Origin of the sequence: Campylobacter concisus (assembly GCF_002165785.1) — a bacterium.
Lineage (GTDB): Bacteria > Campylobacterota > Campylobacteria > Campylobacterales > Campylobacteraceae > Campylobacter_A > Campylobacter_A concisus_W.
Genome location: NZ_NDYO01000002.1, coordinates 36,109 through 60,290 on the forward strand (window position 1 = coordinate 36,109; position 24,182 = coordinate 60,290).

General features: G+C 35.6%; 27 protein-coding genes. 20 read left to right on the top strand and 7 right to left on the bottom strand.

From position 1 onward, the window contains the following. The first annotated feature begins 1 nt into the window (after position 1). From B9N62_RS01525 to B9N62_RS01540, 5 genes are read left to right on the top strand one after another with little or no spacing between them, the layout of a single operon-like run. Positions 2-1,075, top strand: coding sequence for a glycosyltransferase family 4 protein (locus tag B9N62_RS01525; RefSeq protein ID WP_087584070.1), 1,074 nt, complete (start codon positions 2-4; stop codon positions 1,073-1,075). Then, positions 1,072-1,869, top strand: coding sequence for a polysaccharide deacetylase family protein (locus B9N62_RS01530; protein WP_087584071.1), 798 nt, complete (start codon positions 1,072-1,074; stop codon positions 1,867-1,869). Before B9N62_RS01525 ends, B9N62_RS01530 begins: the two co-directional genes overlap by 4 nt. Beyond that, a complete protein-coding gene (locus B9N62_RS01535) occupies positions 1,869-2,375 on the top strand; it encodes a hypothetical protein (RefSeq protein WP_087584072.1) in 507 nt (168 codons plus the stop codon). Before B9N62_RS01530 ends, B9N62_RS01535 begins: the two co-directional genes overlap by 1 nt. Beyond that, positions 2,368-2,517 (top strand): glycosyltransferase family 25 protein, encoded by a 150-nt coding sequence (locus B9N62_RS10605; RefSeq protein ID WP_219336776.1) that lies wholly within the window; start codon positions 2,368-2,370, stop codon positions 2,515-2,517. The genes B9N62_RS01535 and B9N62_RS10605 overlap by 8 nt, the downstream gene beginning before the upstream one ends. After that, positions 2,514-3,152: a glycosyltransferase family 25 protein gene (locus B9N62_RS01540; protein ID WP_219336777.1), complete on the top strand. Its 639-nt coding sequence runs from the start codon at positions 2,514-2,516 to the stop codon at positions 3,150-3,152. Before B9N62_RS10605 ends, B9N62_RS01540 begins: the two co-directional genes overlap by 4 nt. An 8-nt stretch (positions 3,153-3,160) precedes the next feature. Here the strand turns inward: B9N62_RS01540 and B9N62_RS01545 are convergent, their stop codons facing one another. The 3 genes from B9N62_RS01545 to B9N62_RS01555 are packed head-to-tail and all read right to left on the bottom strand — an operon-like array spanning position 3,161 to position 5,997. Beyond that, positions 3,161-3,919, bottom strand: coding sequence for a polysaccharide deacetylase family protein (locus tag B9N62_RS01545; protein WP_087584073.1), 759 nt, complete (start codon positions 3,917-3,919; stop codon positions 3,161-3,163). Beyond that, positions 3,916-4,965 (bottom strand): glycosyltransferase, encoded by a 1,050-nt coding sequence (locus B9N62_RS01550; protein WP_087584074.1) that lies wholly within the window; start codon positions 4,963-4,965, stop codon positions 3,916-3,918. The genes B9N62_RS01545 and B9N62_RS01550 overlap by 4 nt, the downstream gene beginning before the upstream one ends. A 3-nt stretch (positions 4,966-4,968) precedes the next feature. Continuing rightward, positions 4,969-5,997, bottom strand: a complete 1,029-nt coding sequence (locus B9N62_RS01555) for a glycosyltransferase family 2 protein (RefSeq protein WP_180382141.1) — start codon at positions 5,995-5,997, stop codon at positions 4,969-4,971. A 344-nt stretch (positions 5,998-6,341) separates the two neighbouring features. Here B9N62_RS01555 and B9N62_RS01560 point away from each other — a divergent pair, with 344 nt between their 5' ends. Further along, positions 6,342-7,256 carry an O-antigen ligase family protein gene (locus B9N62_RS01560; protein ID WP_257640158.1) on the top strand — a complete coding sequence of 305 codons (915 nt, stop codon included), beginning with the start codon at positions 6,342-6,344 and terminating at the stop codon, positions 7,254-7,256. 57 nt (positions 7,257-7,313) lie between these two features. Here the strand turns inward: B9N62_RS01560 and uvrA are convergent, their stop codons facing one another. Continuing rightward, positions 7,314-10,142, bottom strand: a complete 2,829-nt coding sequence (uvrA, locus tag B9N62_RS01565; RefSeq protein ID WP_087584077.1) for an excinuclease ABC subunit UvrA — start codon at positions 10,140-10,142, stop codon at positions 7,314-7,316. Positions 10,143-10,316: 174 nt separating this feature from the next. Between uvrA and B9N62_RS01570 the strand changes: the two genes are divergently transcribed. The 14 genes from B9N62_RS01570 to B9N62_RS01635 all read left to right on the top strand — a co-directional run bounded on the left by B9N62_RS01570 (position 10,317) and on the right by B9N62_RS01635 (position 22,445). After that, positions 10,317-10,601, top strand: coding sequence for an NADH-quinone oxidoreductase subunit I (locus B9N62_RS01570; RefSeq protein WP_002942606.1), 285 nt, complete (start codon positions 10,317-10,319; stop codon positions 10,599-10,601). 102 nt (positions 10,602-10,703) lie between these two features. After that, positions 10,704-11,117, top strand: coding sequence for a nucleoside-diphosphate kinase (gene ndk / locus B9N62_RS01575; RefSeq protein ID WP_087584078.1), 414 nt, complete (start codon positions 10,704-10,706; stop codon positions 11,115-11,117). Between the two features lie 16 nt (positions 11,118-11,133). Next, a complete protein-coding gene (locus tag B9N62_RS01580) occupies positions 11,134-11,493 on the top strand; it encodes a hypothetical protein (protein ID WP_087584140.1) in 360 nt (119 codons plus the stop codon). Positions 11,494-11,505: 12 nt separating this feature from the next. After that, on the top strand, positions 11,506-11,652 hold the full coding sequence (rpmF, locus tag B9N62_RS01585) for a 50S ribosomal protein L32 (RefSeq protein WP_002942540.1): 147 nt from the start codon (positions 11,506-11,508) through the stop codon (positions 11,650-11,652). A 3-nt stretch (positions 11,653-11,655) separates the two neighbouring features. Beyond that, on the top strand, positions 11,656-12,645 hold the full coding sequence (gene plsX, locus B9N62_RS01590) for a phosphate acyltransferase PlsX (RefSeq protein WP_087584079.1): 990 nt from the start codon (positions 11,656-11,658) through the stop codon (positions 12,643-12,645). A gap of 3 nt (positions 12,646-12,648) precedes the next feature. Continuing rightward, a complete protein-coding gene (locus B9N62_RS01595; RefSeq protein WP_087584080.1) occupies positions 12,649-13,653 on the top strand; it encodes a beta-ketoacyl-ACP synthase III in 1,005 nt (334 codons plus the stop codon). Between the two features lie 240 nt (positions 13,654-13,893). After that, positions 13,894-14,493 carry a peroxiredoxin gene (locus B9N62_RS01600; protein ID WP_021091673.1) on the top strand — a complete coding sequence of 200 codons (600 nt, stop codon included), beginning with the start codon at positions 13,894-13,896 and terminating at the stop codon, positions 14,491-14,493. Positions 14,494-14,616: 123 nt separating this feature from the next. After that, entirely contained in the window at positions 14,617-15,699 is a 1,083-nt protein-coding gene (locus B9N62_RS01605) for a pilus assembly protein PilZ (protein WP_087584081.1), read from the top strand. Positions 15,700-15,707: 8 nt separating this feature from the next. Next, positions 15,708-17,996 carry an ATP-binding protein gene (locus tag B9N62_RS01610; protein WP_087584082.1) on the top strand — a complete coding sequence of 763 codons (2,289 nt, stop codon included), beginning with the start codon at positions 15,708-15,710 and terminating at the stop codon, positions 17,994-17,996. A gap of 59 nt (positions 17,997-18,055) precedes the next feature. After that, positions 18,056-18,667, top strand: a complete 612-nt coding sequence (gene plsY, locus B9N62_RS01615) for a glycerol-3-phosphate 1-O-acyltransferase PlsY (protein WP_087584083.1) — start codon at positions 18,056-18,058, stop codon at positions 18,665-18,667. Continuing rightward, positions 18,664-18,990: a dihydroneopterin aldolase gene (locus B9N62_RS01620; protein ID WP_002942574.1), complete on the top strand. Its 327-nt coding sequence runs from the start codon at positions 18,664-18,666 to the stop codon at positions 18,988-18,990. Before plsY ends, B9N62_RS01620 begins: the two co-directional genes overlap by 4 nt. A 76-nt stretch (positions 18,991-19,066) precedes the next feature. After that, the gene (gene hsrA / locus B9N62_RS01625) at positions 19,067-19,738 is read left to right on the top strand and encodes a homeostatic response regulator transcription factor HsrA (protein ID WP_002942555.1); all 672 of its coding nucleotides are present in this window, start codon (positions 19,067-19,069) and stop codon (positions 19,736-19,738) included. 38 nt (positions 19,739-19,776) lie between these two features. After that, positions 19,777-20,994, top strand: a complete 1,218-nt coding sequence (locus B9N62_RS01630; RefSeq protein WP_180382142.1) for a sensor histidine kinase — start codon at positions 19,777-19,779, stop codon at positions 20,992-20,994. A gap of 2 nt (positions 20,995-20,996) precedes the next feature. Next, the gene (locus tag B9N62_RS01635) at positions 20,997-22,445 is read left to right on the top strand and encodes a Ppx/GppA phosphatase family protein (protein WP_087584084.1); all 1,449 of its coding nucleotides are present in this window, start codon (positions 20,997-20,999) and stop codon (positions 22,443-22,445) included. Between the two features lie 61 nt (positions 22,446-22,506). On the opposite strand, the gene B9N62_RS01640 is transcribed toward B9N62_RS01635, so the two are convergent. Genes B9N62_RS01640 through B9N62_RS01650 form a run of 3 tightly spaced genes read right to left on the bottom strand, consistent with a single transcriptional unit; the run spans position 22,507 to position 24,115 of the window. Then, a complete protein-coding gene (locus B9N62_RS01640; protein ID WP_087584085.1) occupies positions 22,507-23,385 on the bottom strand; it encodes an excinuclease ABC subunit A in 879 nt (292 codons plus the stop codon). Beyond that, a complete protein-coding gene (fliN, locus tag B9N62_RS01645) occupies positions 23,382-23,699 on the bottom strand; it encodes a flagellar motor switch protein FliN (RefSeq protein ID WP_021091807.1) in 318 nt (105 codons plus the stop codon). Before fliN ends, B9N62_RS01640 begins: the two co-directional genes overlap by 4 nt. Continuing rightward, positions 23,696-24,115 carry a restriction endonuclease gene (locus B9N62_RS01650; protein ID WP_087584086.1) on the bottom strand — a complete coding sequence of 140 codons (420 nt, stop codon included), beginning with the start codon at positions 24,113-24,115 and terminating at the stop codon, positions 23,696-23,698. Before B9N62_RS01650 ends, fliN begins: the two co-directional genes overlap by 4 nt. Positions 24,116-24,182: the final 67 nt, after the last annotated feature.

The following is a 24,182-nucleotide window of genomic DNA, read 5'->3' on the forward strand; positions in this document are numbered from 1 at the left end:
GATGAATATTCTTCACACGCAGACACTTTTTAATTGGGGTGGCGAGCAAAACAAGACGCTAAATGAGATGCGTTTTATGCGTGAGATGGGTCATAATGTCATACTTTTTTGCAACCCAAACTCTCAGATAGAAAGCATTGCAAAAGAAGAAGGTTTTAGTGTTATAGCACAAGAGATGAATAAGAAAAATTTTTATAAAAGCGTACCAGCACTTTGCGAAGTGATAAGTTCAAACAAGATAGATATCGTAATCACACATGGCTCGACTGATAGCTGGGTTGGGGCAATTGCTGGACTATTTTACCGAAGTAAAGGCGTTAAATTTTACAAGGAAAGGCATAATCTTTTTCCTATAAAAGGCTTTCTTTCAAAACTCATGCACAAAAGACTATTTGATAAAATTTTATACATCTCAGATAGTGTCAAAGAGTACCTGCTAAGCATCGGTGTTAGCGAAGATAGGCTCTTTTTTATGCCAAGTACGGTCGATGTGGAGGCGATAGATGCTACAAAAAGTACTTTTAGAGATGAGTTTAATATATCTCAAGATGAGCTAGTTATCGGTACATTTACTTCGCTTTACCGCAAGAAAGGTGTCTACGACTTCGCAAATGCAGCAAAAGAGATTTTAAAGTCAAAGGATGCGACTATTGTATTTTCTGGCAACATTAGCGACAGCACAAAAGAGCAGATCGCCTCTATGTTTGACGAAAAAGACAGGATCATCTTCACTGGCTTTAGAAATGACGCGGCAAATGTTATAAAAAGCTTTGATATATACGTATTTGCCTCGCACTCCGAGGGGCTTGGTACGGTATTGCTTGAGGCGATGAGCTCAAAAGTACCTATCGTGGTCTATGACAACGCGCCGATGAACGTGCTAGTTAAAGATAAAGAGCGTGGGCTTTGTGCTAAAAATTTAGATGAAATTTTGCTAAAAGAGTGCATTTTAGAGCTGATAAATGAGCCTGAAAAAGCCAAAATCTACTCTCAAAACGCCTTTAAATTTGTGGATGAGAACTTTAGCCACAAGGTGCTAAAAGAAGCTATTAAAAATTTACTGGAGCAAAAATGAACTACCCAGTTTGCGTGCTAACTATGCATCACTGCAATAACAATGAAAACGACTTTGCCATTAAACCAGAGCTATTTAAAAAAGCACTTCTTATGGCGCTAGATGAGGGCTATAAATTTATAAACTACAGCCAGTTTAAAGATATAGCTAGTGGCCGAGTAAAAGCCTCAAGAAAGAGCATTTTACTAACTTTTGATGATGGATATTTTGATAATTATAAATTTGCATTTCCTATCCTAAAAGAACTAAAAATTCCAGCTGTGTGCTTTTTGATAACAGATAAGATCAAAGATTTTAAAAGACAAGATTACGACTTTGCATTTAAAAAACATAAAGAGATCGATTATGATAAAGACGCGGAGTATTTTTTAAATTTAGACGAGATCAGACAGATGCAAGAGAGTGGGCTTTTTGAGTTTGATAGCCATACAGCAAGTCACTTCTCTTGTAAAAGTAACGATGAAGCAAAATTAAGAGAGGAATTTTCTAGCTCGCTAGCCAAGATAAAAGAGCTATTTCCCGAAAAACAAGAATTTGGCTTTTGCTTTCCAAAAGGGCACTTTAACGAGCTTTCACTAAAAGTTGTGAGAGAGTATTATGACTTTGCTTTTAGTGTGATAGATGGTGGATTTTGCGCAGGAGATGATAAATTTAAGATAAGACGCATAGATATATCAAACAATGCAAAGAGTGAGAACGACTACATTTTTAGAGTTAAAAAGAAGCTTTTTATCTATTCTACGCCGGTACTAGGAAATTTATATTCAAATTTTAGAAATAGAGGCTATAAATAATGCTTGAAGCATTAAATGAGGCTTGTAAAGAAATTTTAAAAGATAAAAAACGAGCCTTAATCGCTCTCACTGGGCTTCATGGTAGTGGCAAAAGCACACTTGCAAAACAAATTAGAAAAAATGGATTTAAAAACTTTAAACCTTATCAAATCGCTGTAATCGATGATGATGTAATGAGTCTAAATTTATTTATAGCTCGTCCAAAGATAAAAATCAAAAGCGATCATCAAGATGAGTTAAAGCCATTTTTTAAATTTATCATGCCATTCGTAAAAATCGTAATATACGTAAGCGCAAATCCACTTTTACGTATAAGTAAATGTGATATTCTTTGTATTTTAAACGCTGATGAAGAAGCTCGAATCGCTGGAATTTATAAAAGAAATTCTAGTGGCGATTTAATCAACACACAAAAACATATAAATAAAAAAGAGCTTGATCTAGCAGGCCTTATATATAAAGTCAAGTTAGAATTTGACTTAAAAGTTGGAGCAAAAAATGAATAATCCCGTCTATGTAATATCATTAAAAAGAGATGAAGAGCGAAGGCAAAATTTACAAAGACAATTTAAAAGATATGATGAATTTAAAATAATAGATGCGGTTGATGCTAAAATTTTAGTGTCAATGAGTATTACAGCGCCATGATAGATTGCTTGTTAAAATCTTGTGATGAAGATTATAAATTTAAAATACCGCCATTAATTGCGACTCCAGGTGAGCTAGCATGCACAATGTCACACATAAAAGCTTATGAGGATTTTTTGCAAAGCGACGCAGAATTCACTTTAATATTAGAGGATGATGTTATTGGAAATGACGAATTAATAAATGAGGCCTTTTTGCTATGCAAAGATATAAGTAGTAATAGCATTTTGATATGCGGTGTGCAAGATGGATTAAATAGTAGATTTCGTGCTTTTGGTAAAAAAATAAAAGAAAATTTATATCTTATCTCACCATACTCATACGCTAGTATATATAGAACGGCTGCTTACATTCTAACAAGAAAGAGTGCAAAAGCTCTACTTGATTTTTACAAAGATGGTCTTTACGGGGCCGATAAATGGGAGGCAATCTTAAAAAACACTGATCTAAAAATGTATTTTAGCAACATCTTTTCTCATCCAGAGGAGCTAAATAGCTCTAGCCTGGAAATCCAAAGAAAGCAAAAAGATAGGATAAATTCTCTTTTTAAAAAATATAATAAAAATTTCTCATACAAAATTTCAAGATTTTATGAAAAACATATTATTAAAAATGAGAGAATTTTTACAAAGTAAAATTTCTCTTAAGATTTTAGCGTTGAATATAGTGAGCCTAAAAAGTCATTTTGATAGATAAATAGTGTCTTTTTTAACCAGCTTGCATCTTTTTTTACCGCTATGCGCCTTATGTCATCAAGTATACCATCAGGTTTATTTATTCCACGCTTTGTTGTAAAAAAAACCTCATAGCCAACGCTTTTTGCCACATTTTTTAGCTCATCATTAAATTTACCTCTTGGCCAGCAAAGTAGCTTGTCATCAAAGCCAAAATTTTTATACATAAATTCTTTGCATTTTGTAAAATTTTCTTTCATTTCACAAATGCCAAAATAATCATCAAAATGCGTGTAAGTATGCGAGTGAAAGTCAAAGCACTCTTTCATCTTTACTATTTCCTCGTAGTTTAAAAAGACATCTTCAGGTCTAGTTGGTGCAGCATTTTTGTATTCGTTATGATCTAGCTCAATAAACTCGCCACTTTTTCTACTCGCCTGCTCTATCCAGCCAGCAACTAGAAAAATAGTCGCTTTAAGATTAAATTCCTTGATAATAGGATATGCGTAGACAAAATTATCCTTCCAGCCATCATCAAATGTGATAAAGACACTCTTTTTAGGCACACTAAGCTCACCTTTTTTATATGCCACAAACTCAGCCGAACTTAGCGATTTGTAGCCATTTTGAGCCAAAAATTTCATCTGATCTCTAAACTCATCTACGCTACTTGCAATAAACCCACTTTTTTTAAGCACATGATGATACATTAAAACTGTTACGCTCATTTTGCAAGTTCCATATATAAATTTTGAGTGTTTTCTATCATTTTTTCGATACTAAAAATTTCTTTTACGTACTCTCTGCCAAACTCACCCATCTGTTTTCTTAAATTTTCATCCAAAATAAGCCTTTCAAGCACTTTTTTTAGCCCCTCTTTATCGCCATTTTGAAATAAAAATCCACTCTTTCCATTACTCACTGCCTCGCCAAGACCGCCCACATCGCTTCCAATAGTAGCTAGCTTGCACGAAGATGCCTCAAGCAACGCTCCACCGATAGCCTCCATATCTGAAGGCAACACACAGATATCAAGTGAGCCCAAAAAATCGCTCACATCGGTTCTATTGCCAAGCATAAAGATATTTTTTTTATCTTTTATATATTCGTGTAAATTTTTATTTTGCGGGCCATCACCTACGATAAAAAGGGCTGATTTTTCTAAATTTAACTCGCTAAATGCATCGATTAAGAGCTTATGATTTTTAGCTGCTCTTAGCACCGCCACAATACAAATGCCTACTACATCGTCACTTAGGCCAAATTCTTTTTTCATATTTATCTTAAATTCTGGTGTATACTTTTGCGTATCGATGCCTGTATAAATTTTGACGACTTTTTCCTTTTTCACGCCTCTTTTTATAAGATCCTCGCATACTGAGTCGCACACGCCGACTACTTTTGTACTTAGGTTGTAAGGTAAGGGCGATGTTATAGGCAGCTGTAAATGCCTAGTGCGAACCACGCTAACGCCGCAAATTTTACCTACAATCGCTCCAATAGTACCGTCCTTTCCTGAGTGAGTTGAGATTATTTTTATGTTATTTTGCTTTACAAATTTGCAAATTTTTAAAATTTCAAAGATATTAAAAGACTTTTTGAGATTAAACTCAACGAATTCACACTCTATTTGCTTCTCAAAGCTTTTTGAGCCAGGATTTAGCCCATAAAAAACCTTAAATTTGCTCTTATCTAGCCCATTTATCACACGCTGTGTGCGGTGCTCCTGCCCACCAAATCCAAGAGAGCTTTCAAGCTCAAGTATATTTATCATCTTCTACTCTTTAAATTCTTTCATTTTTTTATTTGACAAAAAGCCATTTATTGTATTAAAGATTTTTAAAATTTTTGATACATTTTCGTACGATTTTACATTTTTTAGCACTTTAAGCAAAATTCTCTGCTTTAGTCTAAGTTTTGAAAAACCAGATGAGTTTATGATGCTATCAACATCTGCATAAAAAAGATCAAGTGCCTTTACATAGCTACTATTGTTTAGATTTGGTCTAGCCGAAATAGCTGGCATATAGACGCTTTTTATCTTTCTAAATTCTAGATCTGGCACCATTTCAAGAGCTAAATTTTTGTTTTTTAGAATTGAGATTATGTCGTCATAAACAAATTTATGATCCATCACAGCTTTTAGTTTTTCAAAACCAGCAGTGTTGTTGTTTCCTATCTTATAGCAATAAAAAGTCTTATTTAGCTTTACAAGAGTTTTTGAAGCGATAACATTTCTCACTACAGTGTGAAAATCTTCAGCTTGCGTGATCCCAACTGGAAATAAATTTTCTTTTAAAATTTTAGTCCTAATCGCCTTATTTGCCGCATTATGCAAGACTTTGTTGTGCCTTGAGGCTAAAAGCCTTTTTAGGTACTCGTTTTTATCGATTGTGCCATCCTCTTTTGTCTCAAAATCCTTAAAAAGGAGCTTTTTATGACCATAGACCTTACACATATCTGTTATCACTATGTCGGCATCAAATTTTTCTGCGATATCATAAACGCATGAAGCATAATCTTTTTCCACATAGTCATCAGCATCTACGCAGATAGTATATTTCCCACTAGCTAGTAATATACCGTCATTTCTAGCAGCGCTAACACCGGCATTGCTCTTTGTTTTTAATATTATTTTATCTTTATATTCTTCTAATATCTCTAGCGTATTGTCAGTACTTCCATCATTAATAACTATAATCTCAATATCATCCATGTCTTGAGATATAAGCGAATTTAAACAATCCCCAATGTGCTCTTTTTTGTTAAAAACAGGCACTACAAAGCTTATTTTTACACCTGGCACGATACTTCCTTTTAATTTTTGTTTAATTGTATATTATTTTTAGTTCAGCAATGATAAAATGTCCACTTAAAATTTAAAGGATCTGCATGAAAAACGACATCGTGTCTAAGCTCTACAATCTTTTTTTAGTTATTGTCTTATTTACACTACCAGTAACTGAGGGCTTAAAGCAAATTTCACTTACACTTTTCGTCTTGGCTGGAATTTATATTTGTGTCAAAGAAAAAAGGCAATTTAAATTTGATCTCATAAATATCTCACTTTTTATCTTTGTTTTGGCTACTTTTATAAGCTGCCTTATAAATGGAGTTTCTGTATCAAGAGCGCTTGATCCGCTAAGGTGTATGCTATTTTTCTTTGTAGCCAGAAGTGTTGGCATAGAAAAAATAAATTTTAAAATTTTATTTTTTGCCTTATTTGCTGGTTTGATTGCTGCATTTATCCCTGCTTGTGTAGAAAAATTCACTTCAAATGATCCTTTAGCACTTTTTGAGCTCAAATCAATAGGACACGTAAATCATAGCGCTATTTTTATGCTGCTAGTTTTTTGTGTAGCATTAGTTTCGATAAATAGCAAAAAAATTTTTGAAAAGTATATAGGCATAAGTGTTGCCGGAATTTGCGTCCTTGGAATAATGATAGCTGGCTCTAGAGCTACAATGTATCTTTTACCAATCATTATTTTTGCTTACTTACTTTTTGAAATTTTAAATAAACAGATAAAAATAAAATTTTTATTAGGCTTGATAATTTTATTTAGTGTAATAGCTATTTCTTATATATATATATCAACGAATATTACTCAAGATCAAAGATTTTATAGTCAACTAACAAAGGGGGTCACTGGATCAGAGACTAGATATCCGATCTTTGCTAGCGCGTTTTATACATGGTTAGAATGTCCTTTATTTGGGATAGGTTCTGGTGAATTTAGGATTATTGATATAACAAAATATTTTCCAGGCAATGTTGAAGTTCATGTTGGTCACGCACACAATACCTTTTTAACATTTTTAACAGAAAAGGGCATCGTTGCCTTGCTTGCATATTTGGTGTTTCAACTATCACTCTTTATAAAATTCATTAAAAATTTTAGACAAAATAGTATAGTTTTTCTTGCATTTTTAATACTTATGGCTAATAATATAATCTCACTTGCAAATACAACATTTCACCATGAAAATGCCCTTTTAATGCTACTATTTTGGGCTCTGGCTTTAAGTGCGATAGATGAAAAATCGACCTTAAAAATTAGCTAACGCTCCAACACGCCTCAACCGTTTTAAATTGTATAAAGAAACGGTTGAGCTAAATTTCTACTTTTTCTTCATTTCCTCAAGCTCTTGTGCTAAAAATTCTCCAGTGTAGCTACCAGTTTTTTTATAGTTTTTAGCTACCTCTTTGACACTGCCACAAGCTATCACTTTACCGCCTTTTGCGCCGCCTTCCGGTCCCATATCAACGATGTAGTCACAATTTTTAATAACATCCATATTATGCTCGATCACAAAGACTGAATTTCCAAGATCAACTAAGTGATTTAGCACCTTTACAAGCCTATCGACATCGGCAAAATGAAGTCCAGTTGTTGGCTCATCAAGGATGTAAAGCGTATTTCCAGTGTCGCTTCTACTAAGCTCTTTTGCTAGCTTCACACGTTGCGCCTCGCCGCCACTTAGTGTGACTGCATTTTGTCCGAGAGTGATGTAGCCAAGCCCTACGTCTTGAAGTGTGGTGAGTTTTGAAGCGATCTTTGGCACAGCCTTAAAAAACTCAACTGCCTCGTCGATGCTCATATTTAGCACCTCAGCGATGTTTTTGCCCTTGTATAAAATTTCCAAGGTTTGAGCGTTATATCTAGCGCCATTACAAACGTCACAAACCACGTTTATATCAGGCAAAAAGTGCATCTCGATCGTGATCTCGCCCTCACCTTGGCACTTCTCGCAGCGCCCACCTTTGACGTTGAAGCTAAAGCGCCCTATTTTATAGCCCCTAAGTTTAGCTTCTTTGGTCTGTGCAAATAAATTTCTTATCTCATCCATCACGCCAGTATATGTCGCTGGATTTGAGCGTGGGGTGCGGCCGATCGGGCTTTGATCTAGGTATATGACCTTGTCTAAATTCTCAAGTCCACTTAAATTTACCCCAGCTATCTTTTTTACCTTTTTTGCTCTATTTAGCTGTTCCTGCGCCTCTGGAAGCAAGGTCTGAAGTATTAGCGAGCTCTTGCCAGATCCTGAAACGCCAGTGATACCTACAAGGTTTTTAAGCGGAAATTTCGCGGTTAAATTTGAGATATTATTGATATTTACATTTGAAATTTCGAGCCACTTCTCAGCTTTTCTATTTTTTTGATAGTCGATCTTTTTCTTACCATTTATATATAGGGCGGTCTGAGTGTCTGAGTTTAAAAGCTCTTTTGAGCTACCAGCAAAGACCACGCTACCGCCAAATTTACCAGCTCCAGGGCCAATATCTACGATAAAATCGGCCTCTTCTATCGTTTTTTTGTCATGCTCAACGACGATTACAGAGTTGCCCTTGGCTTGCAAATTTCTAAGCGTCTTTATAAGTTTTAGTGTATCTCGCTCGTGAAGGCCGATACTTGGCTCATCAAGAACGTACATGACGCCACTTAGCCCGCTTCCTATCTGGCTCGCGATCCTGATGCGCTGTGCCTCGCCACCGCTGATCGTCCTAGCATCACGCCCAAGTGATAAATAGCCAAGCCCCACGTCATACAAAAAGAAAAGCCTCTCGTTGATCTCTTTTAAGATAGGCTTTGCGATCGCCTTATCATAGTCGCTAAGATAGGCGAAATTTTTCTCATTCGAGAAAAAAGCGGTGCAGTTTTCTATACTCATATCCAAAATTTCACCAAGTCCAAGGCCAGCGACCTTGACCGCTAGACTTTGAGGCTTTAGCCTGTGACCGTTACAAGCATCACAAATTTTCTCACTCATATATTCATCAAAGTCCTTATAATCCTTCAAAAGCCCATGTGAAATTTTAACAACACCATCAAACTTTCTAAGCAGCTTGTTTCGCTTCCAAAAGAACTCAACATCCTTCACATTTCCATATAAAACGAGCCTTTTTTCATCTTCGCTAAGCTCATAATATGGCTTTTTGATATCGATACCATTTTGCTCGCAAAAAGCAAGTAAAAATTTATAGTAATAGCTCATGTTGTAGCCATAAAGTAGCTTGATCGCACCGTTTTCTATTGACTTCTCTTCGTCGATGATCTTACTCATGTCTAGGCTATATCTTATGCCAAGTCCGTCGCAGTGCTCACAGGCACCCTTTGGCGAGTTGAAGCTAAAGCTAAGCGGCTCAAGCGGCGTAAATGAAATTTTACAGTCAAAGCAAGCCATGTGCTCGCTGTAATGTATAAAGCTCTCTTTAAGTCCTAATTCATCAGCATTTGCGATCTCTATCTCGACCTCACCAAAGCTCTCATTTAGCGCCTTTTCCACGTCGCTTGCAAGGCGTTCGTGATTTTGCTCATCGATAGCGATCCTATCAACGATGACCTTGATCGTGTGTTTTTTCGTTTTAGCTAGCTCGATCTCTTCATCAAGCCTCACCACAACGCCATCTATCTGCGCTCTGACAAAGCCTTTTTGGCGTAAATTTTCGATCAAATCTGCCCATGTGCCCTTTTTCTCACGCACTAGTGGTGCATAGATGATCACTTTTGCGCCAAGCGGGAGCTTTGAGATTTCGTTTATGATATCGCTTGCACTCATTTTTGAGATAGGTTTGCCACATTTATGGCAGTGTTGAACGCCGACCCTTGCGTATAAAAGCCTTAGATAGTCATAAATTTCCGTGATCGTACCAACCGTTGAGCGAGGGTTTTTAGAAGTCGTCTTTTGATCGATGGCAATTGCAGGCGTCAAACCCTCGATCTTATCAACATCTGGCTTACCCACACGGTCTAGAAACTGCCTAGCGTAGCTACTAAGGCTCTCCATGTATCTTCTTTGTCCCTCAGCATAAAGCGTATCAAAGGCTAGTGTGCTCTTGCCGCTTCCACTAAGACCGGTAAAAACTACTAATTTATTTTTTGGAATTTTAAGATTTATATTTTTTAAGTTATGTTCTCTTGCGCCAGTTATTTCAATAATATCGTTCATTAAATTTATACAACCTTTTTAAAATTTTAATCTGTAAATTTAGTCTAAAAGTGATAAAAGATTTATAAAGTAGTTTTTCTAAAATTTAAGATTGTAGTTAAATTTAAGGGCTTATTTATATCATTTTCAGCTTTTTTTGATATTCTACGCCAAATTTTAATCTAAGGAGAAAAAATGTCTGTAAAAATAACCGATATATGCATAAGCTGTGGTTCATGCATCGATGAATGCCCGGTTTCAGCTATTGTTGATGATAGCGACAACCCAACTGGAGCGGATACATACTATGTTTATTCAAACAAATGCGTTGAGTGCGTAGGTTACAACGACGAGCCAGCCTGTGCATCTGCCTGTCCAACTGATGGCTGCATCGTTTGGGATGCTGTAGTAGCAGGACAACCTTCACGTGATCAAATCGGTGCTGACGCTCGCACTGGCAGCACTCCAGTTATCCAGTAAATTTACAAAATTTAGGCTCAAATTTGAGCCTATTTTATTTTTAAGCTTTATTTGATATAATTGCCAACTTCATTTAAATAACCTAAATTTTAAGGAAAATTTATGCAAAGAACACTTTCTATTATTAAGCCTGACGCTGTCAAGAAAAATGTTGTTGGAAAGATCATAGATAGATTTGAAAGCAATGGCTTAAGAATCGCTGCTGCAAAGAAAATCAAACTTAGCAAATGTGACGCAAAAGCATTTTATGCTGTTCATAAAGATAGACCTTTCTTCAACGATCTAGTTGAATTTATGGTAAGCGGACCAGTTGTAGTTATGGTTTTAGAGGGTGAAAATGCAGTTGCTAAAAACCGCGAGTTAATGGGTGCAACTAACCCAAAAGAAGCAGCTCCTGGCACTATAAGAGCTGATTTTGCTGATAGTATTGATGCAAATGCAGTTCACGGAAGTGACAGCCTGGAAAATGCTGTGAATGAAATAAATTTCTTCTTTGCTTCAAGAGAAATTTGCTAATTTTAGGTCAAGAAAATTGATTATATCTTTTTCTAAAATAGCAAACAAAGATATAAGCTTTGAGCTAGCAGGAAATGATAATTTAGTTTTTAGTGGAATTTTAAAAAGAAAAGACCCTTTTTTGGTAAAATGCCAAGGTAAGATAAAAGGGAATATAAATTATGTTTGCGATCGATGTGGTGAAGTATTTATGCTACCTATTGATCAAGATGTAGAGCTAAATTTAAGCGATGGTATCTATAAAGATAGCGAAAATGAGCTTAGCGATACGATGGAATTTTTTGATGGCAATATTGATTTAAAAGAAGTCTTTGAGAGTGAGTTAGAAGCTTTTAAAAGTGATTATTTCTATTGTGAAAAATGTAAAAATTTATAAAGGAGAGTAAAAATGGCAGTACCAAAGCGAAGAGTGAGTCATTCTCGTGCAGCAAAACGCAGAACACATTATAAAGTTACACTTCCAGTACCTGTAAAAGACAAAGATGGTTCTTGGAAAATGCCTCACCGCATAAACAAAACTACAGGTGAATATTAAAATATGATTCGCATTGCTATCGATGCTATGGGTGGTGATTTTGGTGCAGATCCTATAATATCTGGTGTTATTGATGCACTAAAAGAGATAGAATTTAAAGCTGTATTAGTTGGCGATAGCAATGTCATCAAACCACTCATTCCACAGTCTTATTTAAAAAATATCGAATTTTTAGAAGCTAGCGAAGTTATCTCAATGGCAGATGGTGCAACTGATGCGCTTAAAAGAAAAGATAGTACGATCTACAAAGCAATTGAACTCTTAAAAAATAAGGAAGTTGATGCTGTAGTTTCTGCTGGTCATAGCGGTGCAACTATGAGCTTAGCTACTCTAAGAATTGGTAGACTAAAAAATATATCTCGTCCAGCAATTGCAACACTTATGCCAAATTCAAAAGAATCTGCGACTTTAGTTTTAGATGTTGGTGCAAATGTTGATTGTAGAAGTGAACATTTGTTTCAATTTGCCATAATGGGTGAAGCCTATGCAAAAGAAATTTTAGGTAGAAAAGAGCCAAAAGTTGGTCTCTTGTCAAATGGCGAAGAAGAGAGCAAAGGCAATGAAGTTAGTAAAGAAGCATTTAAATTAGTTTCTAGGCTTGATAGCTTTGTTGGCAATGCAGAAGGTAATCAAATTTTTGACGGCAGTATAGACGTAATGGTTTGTGATGGTTTTATGGGAAATATTCTTTTAAAAACTAGCGAAGGCGTTGCAGATGCTATAGGTAAAATTATCAAAAAACAAATTAGAAAATCACCTCTTGCTATAGCTGGCTCTGTACTCATGAGAAAAGTTTTTAAGACACTTAAAAAGCAGGTTAGCTATGACGAATATGGCGGTGCACCGCTTCTTGGTGTAAATGGTTGTGTTATCATAAGTCACGGCAAAAGCAATTCAAAAGCTATAAAGAATGCAATTTTTCAAGCAATAAAATTTGCTAATTCAAATATAAATAAAGTTATCGAAGAAGAACTTTCGCACTTTGCAAGGTAAAATATGCCAAAAGCTTCACTGATTTCTATTGCTTCTTACATTCCAGAAAAAATTCTAACAAATTTTGACTTTGAGAAAATGGTTGAAACAAGTGATGAATGGATAGTAAAGCGAACAGGTATCGAGCAAAGGCATATTGCAACTAACGAAACAACAAGTGACCTTGGTACAAAAGCTGGTGAATTAGCCATAAAACGCTCAGGACTTGATAAATCTCAGATCGATGCAATCATCTGTGCTACGATATCTCCAGATCATCTTTGCATGCCATCTACTGCTTGCAAAATAGCTGCAAATTTGGGTCTAAATTATGGAGTTACAGCATTTGATATAAGTGCGGCTTGTACCGGTTTTATTTATCTTTTAGAGCTTGCAAATTCTCTCATTATTAGCAGTGCCAAAAAGAATGTCTTAATCATTGGGGCCGAAAAATTAAGCTCTATTGTTGACTATACAGATAGAAGCACTTGCATACTATTTGGTGATGGAGCAGGTGCAGCTGTAATTAGTAGTAGTAATGGTAATGAGATCATTGATATTCATACAGCAAGTGACGGCAAGCAAGCTGAACTTTTAATAACTCCAGGATGCGGGAGTGTATTTCCAGCCAGTGAGGAAACACTAAAAAATAGGCTAAATTTTATCCATATGAGTGGAAATGAAGTTTTTAAAATAGCAGTTCAAACACTTAGCAAAAGCGTAATAGAAATTTTGCATGCAAATAAAATGCAAAGCGAAGATATTGATTTTTTTATACCTCATCAAGCAAATATAAGAATAATAGACGCAGTAAAAAATAGATTAAATTTTAAAGATGAGCAATGTGTCTTGACTGTTGCTAAATATGGCAATACAAGCTCCGCTTCAATTCCGATGGCTATAAATGATGCCTATGAAGACGGCCGTATCAAAAATGGTTCAGTTTTGCTTCTTGACGCATTTGGTGGCGGCTTTACATGGGGATCAGCGATTCTAAAATTTGGCGGAAAGAATTTTAGTGATTTATGACAATCGCAATAATTCATTTTCTAAAATTTTTAGCAATGCTTTTACTAATTTTTTTCAAATACTCTCATTAATAAATTTTTAAAATTCAAATTTTTACTACTTTTAACAAGAATCCATTTTCTATTTTTACCAATAACACTAAATTTACTAAATAAAAATTTCTAAAATATGTTTAAACTAAATTTAATTTTGAATAGATATAATTTCGCAATCAATAAAATTTATTATTAAGGAGAACAAATGTTAGTAACAAAAAAAGCACCTGATTTTACAGCTGCAGCAGTTTTAGGAAACAATCAAATCGTAAATGATTTTAATCTTTATAAAAATATTGGCGAGAAAGGCGCGGTTGTATTTTTCTATCCAATGGACTTTACTTTTGTTTGCCCAAGCGAAATTATCGCATTTGATAAAAGATATGACGAGTTCAAGTCACGTGGTATCGAAGTTATCGCAGTTTCATGCGACAACCAATTCTCTCACTTCGCATGGAAAGAGACTCCAGTAAACAAAGGCGGTATTGGTAAAGTTCGCTTCCCTATCGTAGCTGATATGACAAAATCAATCGCTCGCGGATTTGACGTACTTCTAGAAGATGCTGGTGTGGCACTTCGTGGCTCATTCTTACTAGACAAAGATGGCACTGTTCGCCATGCAGTTATCAATGATCTTCCACTTGGCAGAAACATCGATGAGATGATAAGAATGGTAGATACTATGCTATTTACAAATGAGCACGGCGAAGTTTGTCCAGCTGGCTGGAACAAAGGTGATGCTGGTATGAAACCAAGCACTGAAGGTGTTGCTGACTACCTTTCACACAACGAAGGCAAACTATAATCAACAGAAATTTCTAGGTATCCTTTACCTAGAAATTTCTCCTCCAAATAAATTTAAATACTTTTTTAATATAACTTTTTATATCATAGCCTTGGCTTTAATCAATAACATTCCGGAGACTACATGGATTTTAAAGGCAGGCAAGAGCTTGTAATAAATTGCGAAGATAGCATACTTAAATTAAGAGATAAATTTATCGACGATGGTATCAAATTTTGTAGACAGCTAACATTTATCGTACCGCACGATCAGGTAAAAATTTGTCTTGAAAACATCTTTGATACACTGCTTATTCAAAAGCCAAATGCTACGCAGCTACAAGATGATTTAAATAATCTAATACCAAAATCAAACGCAAGAGACGAATTAATAAATTTCCTACTTTTAAATTTGACTTTAAATTTTAGTCACTCTTGCGACAATAGCACCTTCGTAGGTTATTTCGTAAACGCCGTTTCAAGAATCAAAGAAATTTTATGTGACGTTAAAGACCAGCAAGAAACAAATGTAAAAGATATGATTGAAACCGGAACATTTTTTTATGAAGATCCGATCAATACATTCACTCGCATGAAAAAGGCCAAGGTAAGGCCAGAGCTTTTAAATTTATATGATGGACTAAATATAAAATATGAGGCTGAAATTTTAGAAGCTAAAGAAGATAGTGTCGTTTTTCGCGTGGATATGATGCAAATTTTAGCTATGAAGCAAGACGGCAAAGGTTTTATTTTGCCAAATAGCTTTTTCTCAAAGCCTTTGTGTGCAGATATCATAAATTATAATATAACAGATAAAAGTGTTACTTTTTCAAATTTCTCGCTAAATACAACAATGTATGCGTACAAAAGAAAATTCCAACGTATTTTACCAAATCGTTTTACTAAAACTATTATCAAAGGCAAACAAGACAAGATCGAAGGTAGCCTTTATGATGTTTCCGAAGGCGGCATAAGTGTATTAAGTTCACAATCTGCAAATTTTAAAGATAACGAAGAATTAGAAGTCAATTTTGATCTCTTGATGTCTGAAAAAATGGTAAAAAGAGTTTCTTTAAGGCTAAAATTAGTTACTGAAATAACCTATAAAGGTTACATTAGATACTGTATGAAACTCATTGATGATGATGAAACGATAAAAGATTTTACGCAAAAGCGCATAAAAGAGACGCTTGACGAGCTTCGCTCACGTATAAATTTATACGAATAAGGCAATTAGTGAAAACCATACAAGAAAATTTAAAACTTTTTTACATCGGACTAAAAGATAAAGAGCCATTTTTTTATAAAAACAAGGACTTAACCACTCACGCAGCCATTATCAGTATGACTGGTAGCGGCAAAACAGGCCTTGGCATCACGCTTTTAGAAGAGGCCTGCATAGACAATATCCCTTCCATTATCATCGATCCAAAGGGCGATATCACAAATTTGGCCCTCACCTTTCCGCAGATGAGGCCGGAGGATTTTTTACCATACATAGATGAAGCAGAAGCAGCTAATAAAGGTCAAAGTGTAGAGGAATTTGCCGCTGCTCAAGCCGAGCTTTGGAAAAACGGCATAGAGTCGAGTTTTCAAGATCTTGAGCGAGTAAAAATTTTAAAAGAGAGCGCTAGCTTTAACATCTACACCCCAAAAAGCTCAGCTGGTATAGGCGTAGCGCTACTTAGTGACTTTGCCTGCCCAAATATCACTGACGAAGAAATTTTTAGCAACTATATAAATTCGCTTGCAGCCTCGGTATTATCTCTTGTAGGTATAAATTACGAGGATATGAACTCAAAAGAACAGCTGCTCATCTCAACCATATTTGATACTAAATTTAAAGAGCAAAAAGATGTCAGCATAGAAGAGCTCATAAATTTCATCGCAAATCCGCCTTTTAAAAAGATAGGCGTTTTTGACGTGGATACCTTTTATCCAAGCAGTGAGCGCCTAAAGCTTGCCATGAAGATAAACGCGCTCATCGCAAGTCCAAACTTTAAGGGCTGGACGCAGGGCGTTAGACTAGAAATTTCAAAGATGCTTTTTGATGAAAATGGCAAAGCAAAGTGCAATATCTTTACGATCTCGCACCTAAATGACGCTGAGAGGATGTTTTTTGTCACCCTTTTACTAAACGAGATCATCGCGTGGATGCGTGGCACAGAGGGCACTAGCTCACTTAGAGCGATCCTTTATATGGATGAAATTTTTGGATTTTTCCCACCAAATGCAAATCCACCATCAAAAACGCCTATGCTCACACTTTTAAAGCAAGCTCGTGCATTTGGTTTAGGCTGTGTCTTAAGTACGCAAAACCCAGTCGATCTTGACTACAAAGGCCTTAGCAACATCGGTACTTGGTTCATTGGCCGCCTCCAAACAGCCCAGGATAAAGCACGCGTTATAGACGGATTAAGTGGCATCGCAGGCTCAAGCTTAGATAAAGCTTCACTTGAAAATCTCATATCAAATTTAGCCAAAAGAAATTTCTTACTCAAAAATATAAATGAGGACGGCCTAAACGTCATCTCCACGCGCTGGGCACTTAGCTATCTAAAAGGCCCACTTAGCCGCGAACAAATTTCAAATTTGATGAAAAAGCAAAAAGAAAATTTATCTGATACAAGGATCGATAAAAGCGAGATGAAATTTAGTATAAAGCCCATAATCTCAAATGAGATTACGCAGCTTTATGCTAACTCGAAAAGCCTCACGCCAAATTTACTAGCAAGCGCAAAGGTGAGAATTTATGATGCCAAAAAGGGCATAGATAGCATTTGCGAGGTGAGCTATCTTTATGAGCTTAGTGAAAACGACAAAGAGCCAAACTGGAGTGAGGCTAGCGAAGGCATGCGCGTTGATGCAAGCGAAAATGAGCCAAGCGGTGCAAGCTTTGCAGCTGTGCCAAATTTTATAACGAGTGCTAAAAATTTTGACGCTTTAGAAAAAGAATTTAAAGAGTTTTTATATAGAAATTTCAAATTTAACACCTTTGAGGCGATGGGAATTTACTCAAAAGAAAACGAGTCAAAAGAGGAGTTTTTCATAAGGCTTCAGGATAAGTGCAATGAAATTTTAGAGGAGCAAACCGCAAAACTCACGGCTAAATTTGAAAAAGAGCAAAAGAGCTTGCAAGATAAGCTAAATAAAGCCCTTGCAAAGCTTGATAAAGAGCAAAAAGATATGACAGCAAGCGGCCTTGACGCAGCTATAAGCATAGGCGCAAGTATATTTGGAGCGATATTTGGCAACAAGCTCTTATCTCGCCAAAACGCCGGCAAGATAGCCTCAAGTGCTAGAAGCGCAAACAAGGTCTTAAAAGAGCGAAGCGACGTCAAGCTTAGCGAGCAAAGCGTAAATGATATAAATTTAGCCATAAGCGAGCTTGAAGAGAAATTTGCAAAAGAGTGCGATGCGCTAAAAGAGGCAAATGATGTCAAAAACATCACCATCAACGAAACGCAAATTTCACCAAAGAAAAGCGACATCTACGATGAAAAAGTCGTGCTTTTGTGGAGATGATTTATAAAAAAATTAGTATTTTTTTAATATCATTTCTCTTTAAATTTAAAAGGTAAAATATGCAAAATTTAATACTTTATGCCATTAGCTACCTGCTTGGCAGCATCCCATCTGGGCTCATACTAGCAAAAATTTTTGGCCATGTTGATATAAAAAAAGAGGGTAGCAAAAGCATAGGCGCGACAAATGTTTTAAGGGTTTTAAAACAAACTAACCCAAAACTTGCCAAAAAACTAGCCATTTTAACCGTAGTTTGTGACGTATTAAAGGGCGTTTTGCCACTCATCGTAGCCTCTTCTCTTGGAGCTAGCCAAAGTGTGCTTTGGACGATGGCGGTTTTAAGTGTTGCGGGGCATTGTTTTTCTATATTTTTAGGCTTTCAAGGCGGCAAAGGAGTGGCAACCGGAGCTGGCGTACTCGCATTTTTCTTACCAGTTGAGATAATAATCGCTCTTGTCGTTTGGTTTTTGGTTGGTAAGTTTTTAAAGATAAGCTCTCTAGCCTCGCTATGCGCGCTGATAGCTCTCATCGCATCAAGCTTCATCATCCACCCAGAGCTTGATGAAATTTACACTCACGCGCCGATCCTTATCATCGCATTTTTGGTAGTTTATAAGCACATACCAAATATCGTTCGCCTGCTTTCAGGCAAGGAGCAAAAAGTCGTATGAAAAGTGAAATAACAACGATTATTAAGGATTATAAATTTCAAACCGTCATCGGGATGTTTGACTTTGAGCGAGTTGCAAAGCAAGAAGTAAAAGTGAGCTTAGAATTTCGCTCGACTAGCTTGATTGATTATGTTTTGGTGGCTGATTTTATAAAAGAATTTTATAATGAGATGAAATTTCAAAGCGTAGAAGAGTCACTGGAAGCAACCTGCAAAGCGCTAAAAGAGAGGTTTAGCTCGCTTACTAGCTTGGATATGGAGATTTTAAAAACCGAGATTTTACCAAATGCAATTGTCGGTGCAAAAATCAGCACTGTTTTTTAAAAATTTATTAAAGTATCTTGAAATATTTCTTAATTTATGATACAATCGACCATAAATTTTAGTTTAAGGAAAAGAAATGCGTATTTTAATAGTAGAAGACGAAGTAACGCTAAATAAGACGATTGCTGAGGGGTTGCAAGAGTTTGGTTATCAGACAGATAGCTCTGAAAATTTCAAAGACGCTGAGTACTACATCGGCATCAGAAACTACGACCTAGTTTTGACTGACTGGATGCTTCAAGATGGCGACGGCGTTGATCTTATAAACATCATAAAACATAAATCTCCACGCACCTCAGTCGTAGTTCTTTCTGCAAAAGACGACAAAGAGAGCGAGATAAAAGCACTTAGAGCTGGCGCTGATGACTACATCAAAAAGCCATTTGATTTTGACATTTTAGTAGCTAGACTTGAGGCTAGACTACGCTTTGGCGGCACAAATATCATCAAGATAGACGAGCTTATCATCAACCCTGACGAAGAGAAGATCACATATCTTGGTCGCGACATCGAGCTAAAAGGTAAGCCATTTGAGGTATTAACTCACCTTGCAAGGCACTCAGATCAAATCGTATCTAAAGAGCAACTACTTGACGCTATCTGGGAAGAGCCAGAGCTTGTAACTCCAAACGTTATCGAGGTTGCTATCAACCAAATTCGCCAAAAAATGGACAAACCGCTAAATATTTCAACAATAGAAACTGTTAGAAGACGCGGATATAGATTTTGCTTTCCCAAAAAAGCTTAAGAAATAGATTTATACTGCAATTAGCATCTGGTGCTATGATGCTAATTGTAGTTATTTCGGTAATGCTTTATCACTATATAAGGGTTACCGTTTTTCAAAGTGTAGTTAATGAGCTAAACTATCAAGCAGAAGCTTATAAAAAAAATCCTCAGAATTTCAATCCTTTAAATTTAAAAACCTTTACGATAGAAAATCCAAACAAAACTCTAGCAACGATAAAAACAGACGAGGCACAAAATAAAGAAACATATATCGTAACGCAAAAATCAAAGGATCAGAGTAAAACTTTTTTAATAACAAAACTCGATGAAAGCAGTTATTTAAGCCTAGAAAAAGATACTACTCTTCAAGCCCGTATAGTAGAAGAAATTTTTATAGATATTATAATCGTAAATGTATCAGCGATACTTTTGGTGCTTTTTTATGCACTATTTTTATCAAGAATGCTTTTAATACCTATAAAAATTTTAAGTCACAAGCTTACAAATTTAGACGAAAAATTTCTTCATGAGATAGATATAAAAAGTCTACCAGATGAGTTTTTACCGCTTGGGCAGAGCATAAATAGGCTAATCTCTCGTATACAAACATTTGTCCTATATCAAAAAGAGCTTTTTGTAGGCGTGGCGCACGAGCTAAAAACACCACTTGCCGTAATGAAGACAAAAAATGAAGTTACGCTTTTAAAACCACGTGAGTGTGAAAAATATATTGAGGCTTTAAAGTCAAACAATGAAGCCATAAATGGCATGAATGCAATGATAAGCTCCATACTTGAGATCGGTAGACAAGAGGGAGCTCAGTTTGAAGAGCCTGTGAGTATTGACATTATAGGATTTTTGAAAAAGCTTGCGAAAAATTATAATGTGCTTGCAAAAAGTGACGAAAAAAATATTGAATTAAACCTAGAACCAGAAATTTTAAATATAAAAATTCAAACTAGCCTACTAACCCACATCGTACAAAATTTTGTCCAAAATGCTATTAAATTTTCGCCAAAAAATAGCACTATCATAATAAACTCAAGGCTTTTAAAAAATAAATTTACTATTGAGGTAATAGACGAGGGTATAGGCATCGATGAGAGCAAAGATTTGTTTGCTCCGTTTAAAAGATACGGCAACAAAAGTGGTGCTGGGCTTGGGTTGTTTCTAGCTAAAGGTGCGGCACAGGCTCTTGGTGGCGAAGTAGACATTAAAAATAGAAATGATAGAAGCGGTGCAGTCGCAAGCCTAGTTTTAAATATAAAAGGATAAAAATGGCAAAGAGAACCGCAGTAATCGACCTTGGCTCAAATTCTATGCGAATGGCGATATTTGAAAGAACGTCACGCTTAGCGTTTTTTATACTAGCTGAATATAAAACAAAAGTGCGTCTAGGCGAAGGTGGATATGGTTCAAACAATGAAATATCCGAAAGCTCAATGGAAAAAGCGCTAAAGGCTTTTAGCGAATTTTCAAATATCATAAAAAGCTACAAATGCAATAAAGTCTTATGTGTTGGAACCTCAGCGCTTAGGGACGCTCCAAACGCAAATATTCTGATCTCTCTTTTAAGAAAAAAACTTGGCATAAATTTAAAAGTCATTGACGGCAAAGAAGAGGCTACTTTTGGTGCGATCGCAGCCAAAAATTTACTCCATAACATCGATGAATGCGTCACTATCGATATCGGTGGCGGATCAACTGAACTTGCCAGAATAAGCAAAGGCAAAATAATAGATACGCTCTCGCTTGACATTGGTACAGTTAGGTTAAAAGAGCTTTTTTTTGATAAAAAAAACTTAAATAAATTACCAAAATTTCTAGAGCAAGTTACAAAACAGATAGATGAGCGATTTAAATGCCAAAATATAATCGCTATTGGTGGCTCTCTTAGAGCGATATCATCTGCCATAATGAGCAAAAATTTATATCCACTCTCATCACTGCATGGCTTTTGCTACAAGCTTAGCGATGAGCAAGCCTACATCGAGAGCATTGCAAATGTTAGCGTGCTTGAGCTAAATAAATTTCCTATAAAAAAAGATAGATACGACACCATTAGAGAGGGTGCACATATCTTTTTGGTCCTCGCCAAAGCTCTAAATGCCAAAAATATTATAACAAGTGGGGTTGGCGTAAGAGAGGGAGTGTTCTTAAAAGATTTTTTACGCCCTAGCATTAAATTTCCGCAAAATTTTAATCCAAGTATCAAAAGTTTGCAAGATCGTTTTATATTATCATGCAATAAATCGGTCACAAGATATGCAAAAGATATATTTATGGTATTAAAAAAGCTTCACGGTTTAAGCGATAACTATCTTGAAGTGCTTTTAGTTGCTACAAAACTTCACAATGTCGGTCAAGAGATTGGCTTTTATGGCGATCATAAAAACTCAGCCTATATAGTCCTAAATGCCTTAAATTATGGCTTTTCGCATGAACAAAAAGCATTGATTGCAGTAGTAATTGGCACAAACGGAAAGAAAAACATCTATGAATTTGAGCGATATAAAAATTTACTTCCAAAAGCCGAGTGTGTAAGATGGCTAAGTTTTATACTCTCACTAGCAAAGGCACTTGATTTAACCTGTGAAAGGCTAAATTTAAACTTCGAATTTAGTGGGCATACGCTGAAAATAGAAGGTGCAAAAGAATTTGCTATGGCAAAAGAAGAGATAAAAAAGATCACAAAACCTGAAATTTTTGCTATTTCGTTTGTATAAATTTTGAAACTAGCTTTAACGCATAAAAATTTAAATTGGATGAGAATTTTAGCTAAAACTACTAAAATTCTCCGCTCATTTTATCTTTATAGTTACTTAAACTATTTTTTCGCTCTTCTAAAAATGAGCTTAGTTTTTTCTTGTTCTCTTCGAAAAATATAGTAAAATCTTGCTCATTTTGTATCTTGTCTTCACCAAAGCTATCAAGCATTACATTTGAGCTACCAACTATCACTAAATAACGCCTATTTTCATAGCTTAATAGCATTAGTTTATTCGTGCGATCAAGATATTTTTCATATATTATATTGACGTTACTATTTTGATTTTTAAGTAGCCAGTTCATTGATTTTGTATCATTTTGAGACTGATTTCTAGGTGCTTTAAAGCCGCTAAAATCATTACTCTTTGAAGTAATATATCTTTTAAATACATATAAAAATACAAGAAGCGCAATAAGCACACTTAAGACTATAAAATACCTTGAGTCTATATTCAGCATAGGCTCTTCATCCATCTTTGGAGTGCTAGGGGTCTCTATTTTTGCACTAGCTTGAGGCATATTTTGTATTTGAGGTTTTGCATTTTTTAGAGTTACACGAATGCGGAGTCCAAAACTATCAGTCGTCTTTGAAGCATTTACGATAATAGCATCATTTGAGCGCAAATTTAAGACAAGTGAGTTTTGCTTTGGCTCTATCTCAAGCTCTTGAATAATCTTTGAGTTTATATCTTTGCTGGCACTTTGATCGTAATTTAGCGAATTTAATATCAAAGATGTTGTGTCCTTTTCGCGCTTTTGAAAGATATTTCCTTCATAAGGTGCATCAAAGCTAAGCATAATATCGACTCTATCAGCACGTTCATAGATATTGTAAGTTAATAGGTTTGAAGCTAAAATTTGAGTTGCAAAAAGTAAGAAAAATAGTATAAATTTCATAAAAGTTCTTTTTTGAAGTACTGAATAACTGACTTTGAATCCAAAATTTCATTTATCCTGATGGCTAAATTTTTCTCATAAACCATTACTTCACCTTTTCCAAAAATTCTATTATTTATATATAGCTCCACGCTCTCACCAGCTGGCTTTTCGAGGTCTATAACCGAGCCAGCTTCAAATTTCAAAAGCTCATTTATACTAACCGTGGTAGTTCCTAGCTCAGCTATAAAATCAACGCTTATATCCATAAGCTCATCATAGCTCTTAAAAAGCCCTAGCTGCTCTAGCGTCTCTATCGCACTCTCGTCGTTCATTGTATGTCGTAGCCTATTTGAAATGTTCTATTTTTTATTTTATATACAAATTTCTCTTTTAGTTTGATACCAAAATTTGCAACTTCACCTAAAAATTCAGGTGTCCCAAGTTTATAAGCATTTGGCTCTTTTTCATTTAGTAAATTTTTAGCTTTGCCAATGATTTGATTTGCTATCTCTTTGCAAAGATCGTCTAGATCACCACCATCAACATCTTCGTGACCAAAAAAGGCATTCATGAAAATTTTCAAAGTATCTTTTTTAAAAAATAGGTAAAAATGATACTCGCTTTTGCTCTTATAGACTGGTATGCTAGCTCCGTAAAATCCTTTGCCCAGACTCTTGCCAAACTCTAAATCTAGCCCTAAAGTATCCTTGCAAAGATAGCTTGTAGCTTCATCTATAACTTTTCTCATATCTCTTCCTTAAGACTCGAAATTGGTTCTCAATTATACTTTGGCTTTACTAAATTAGCTATAAATT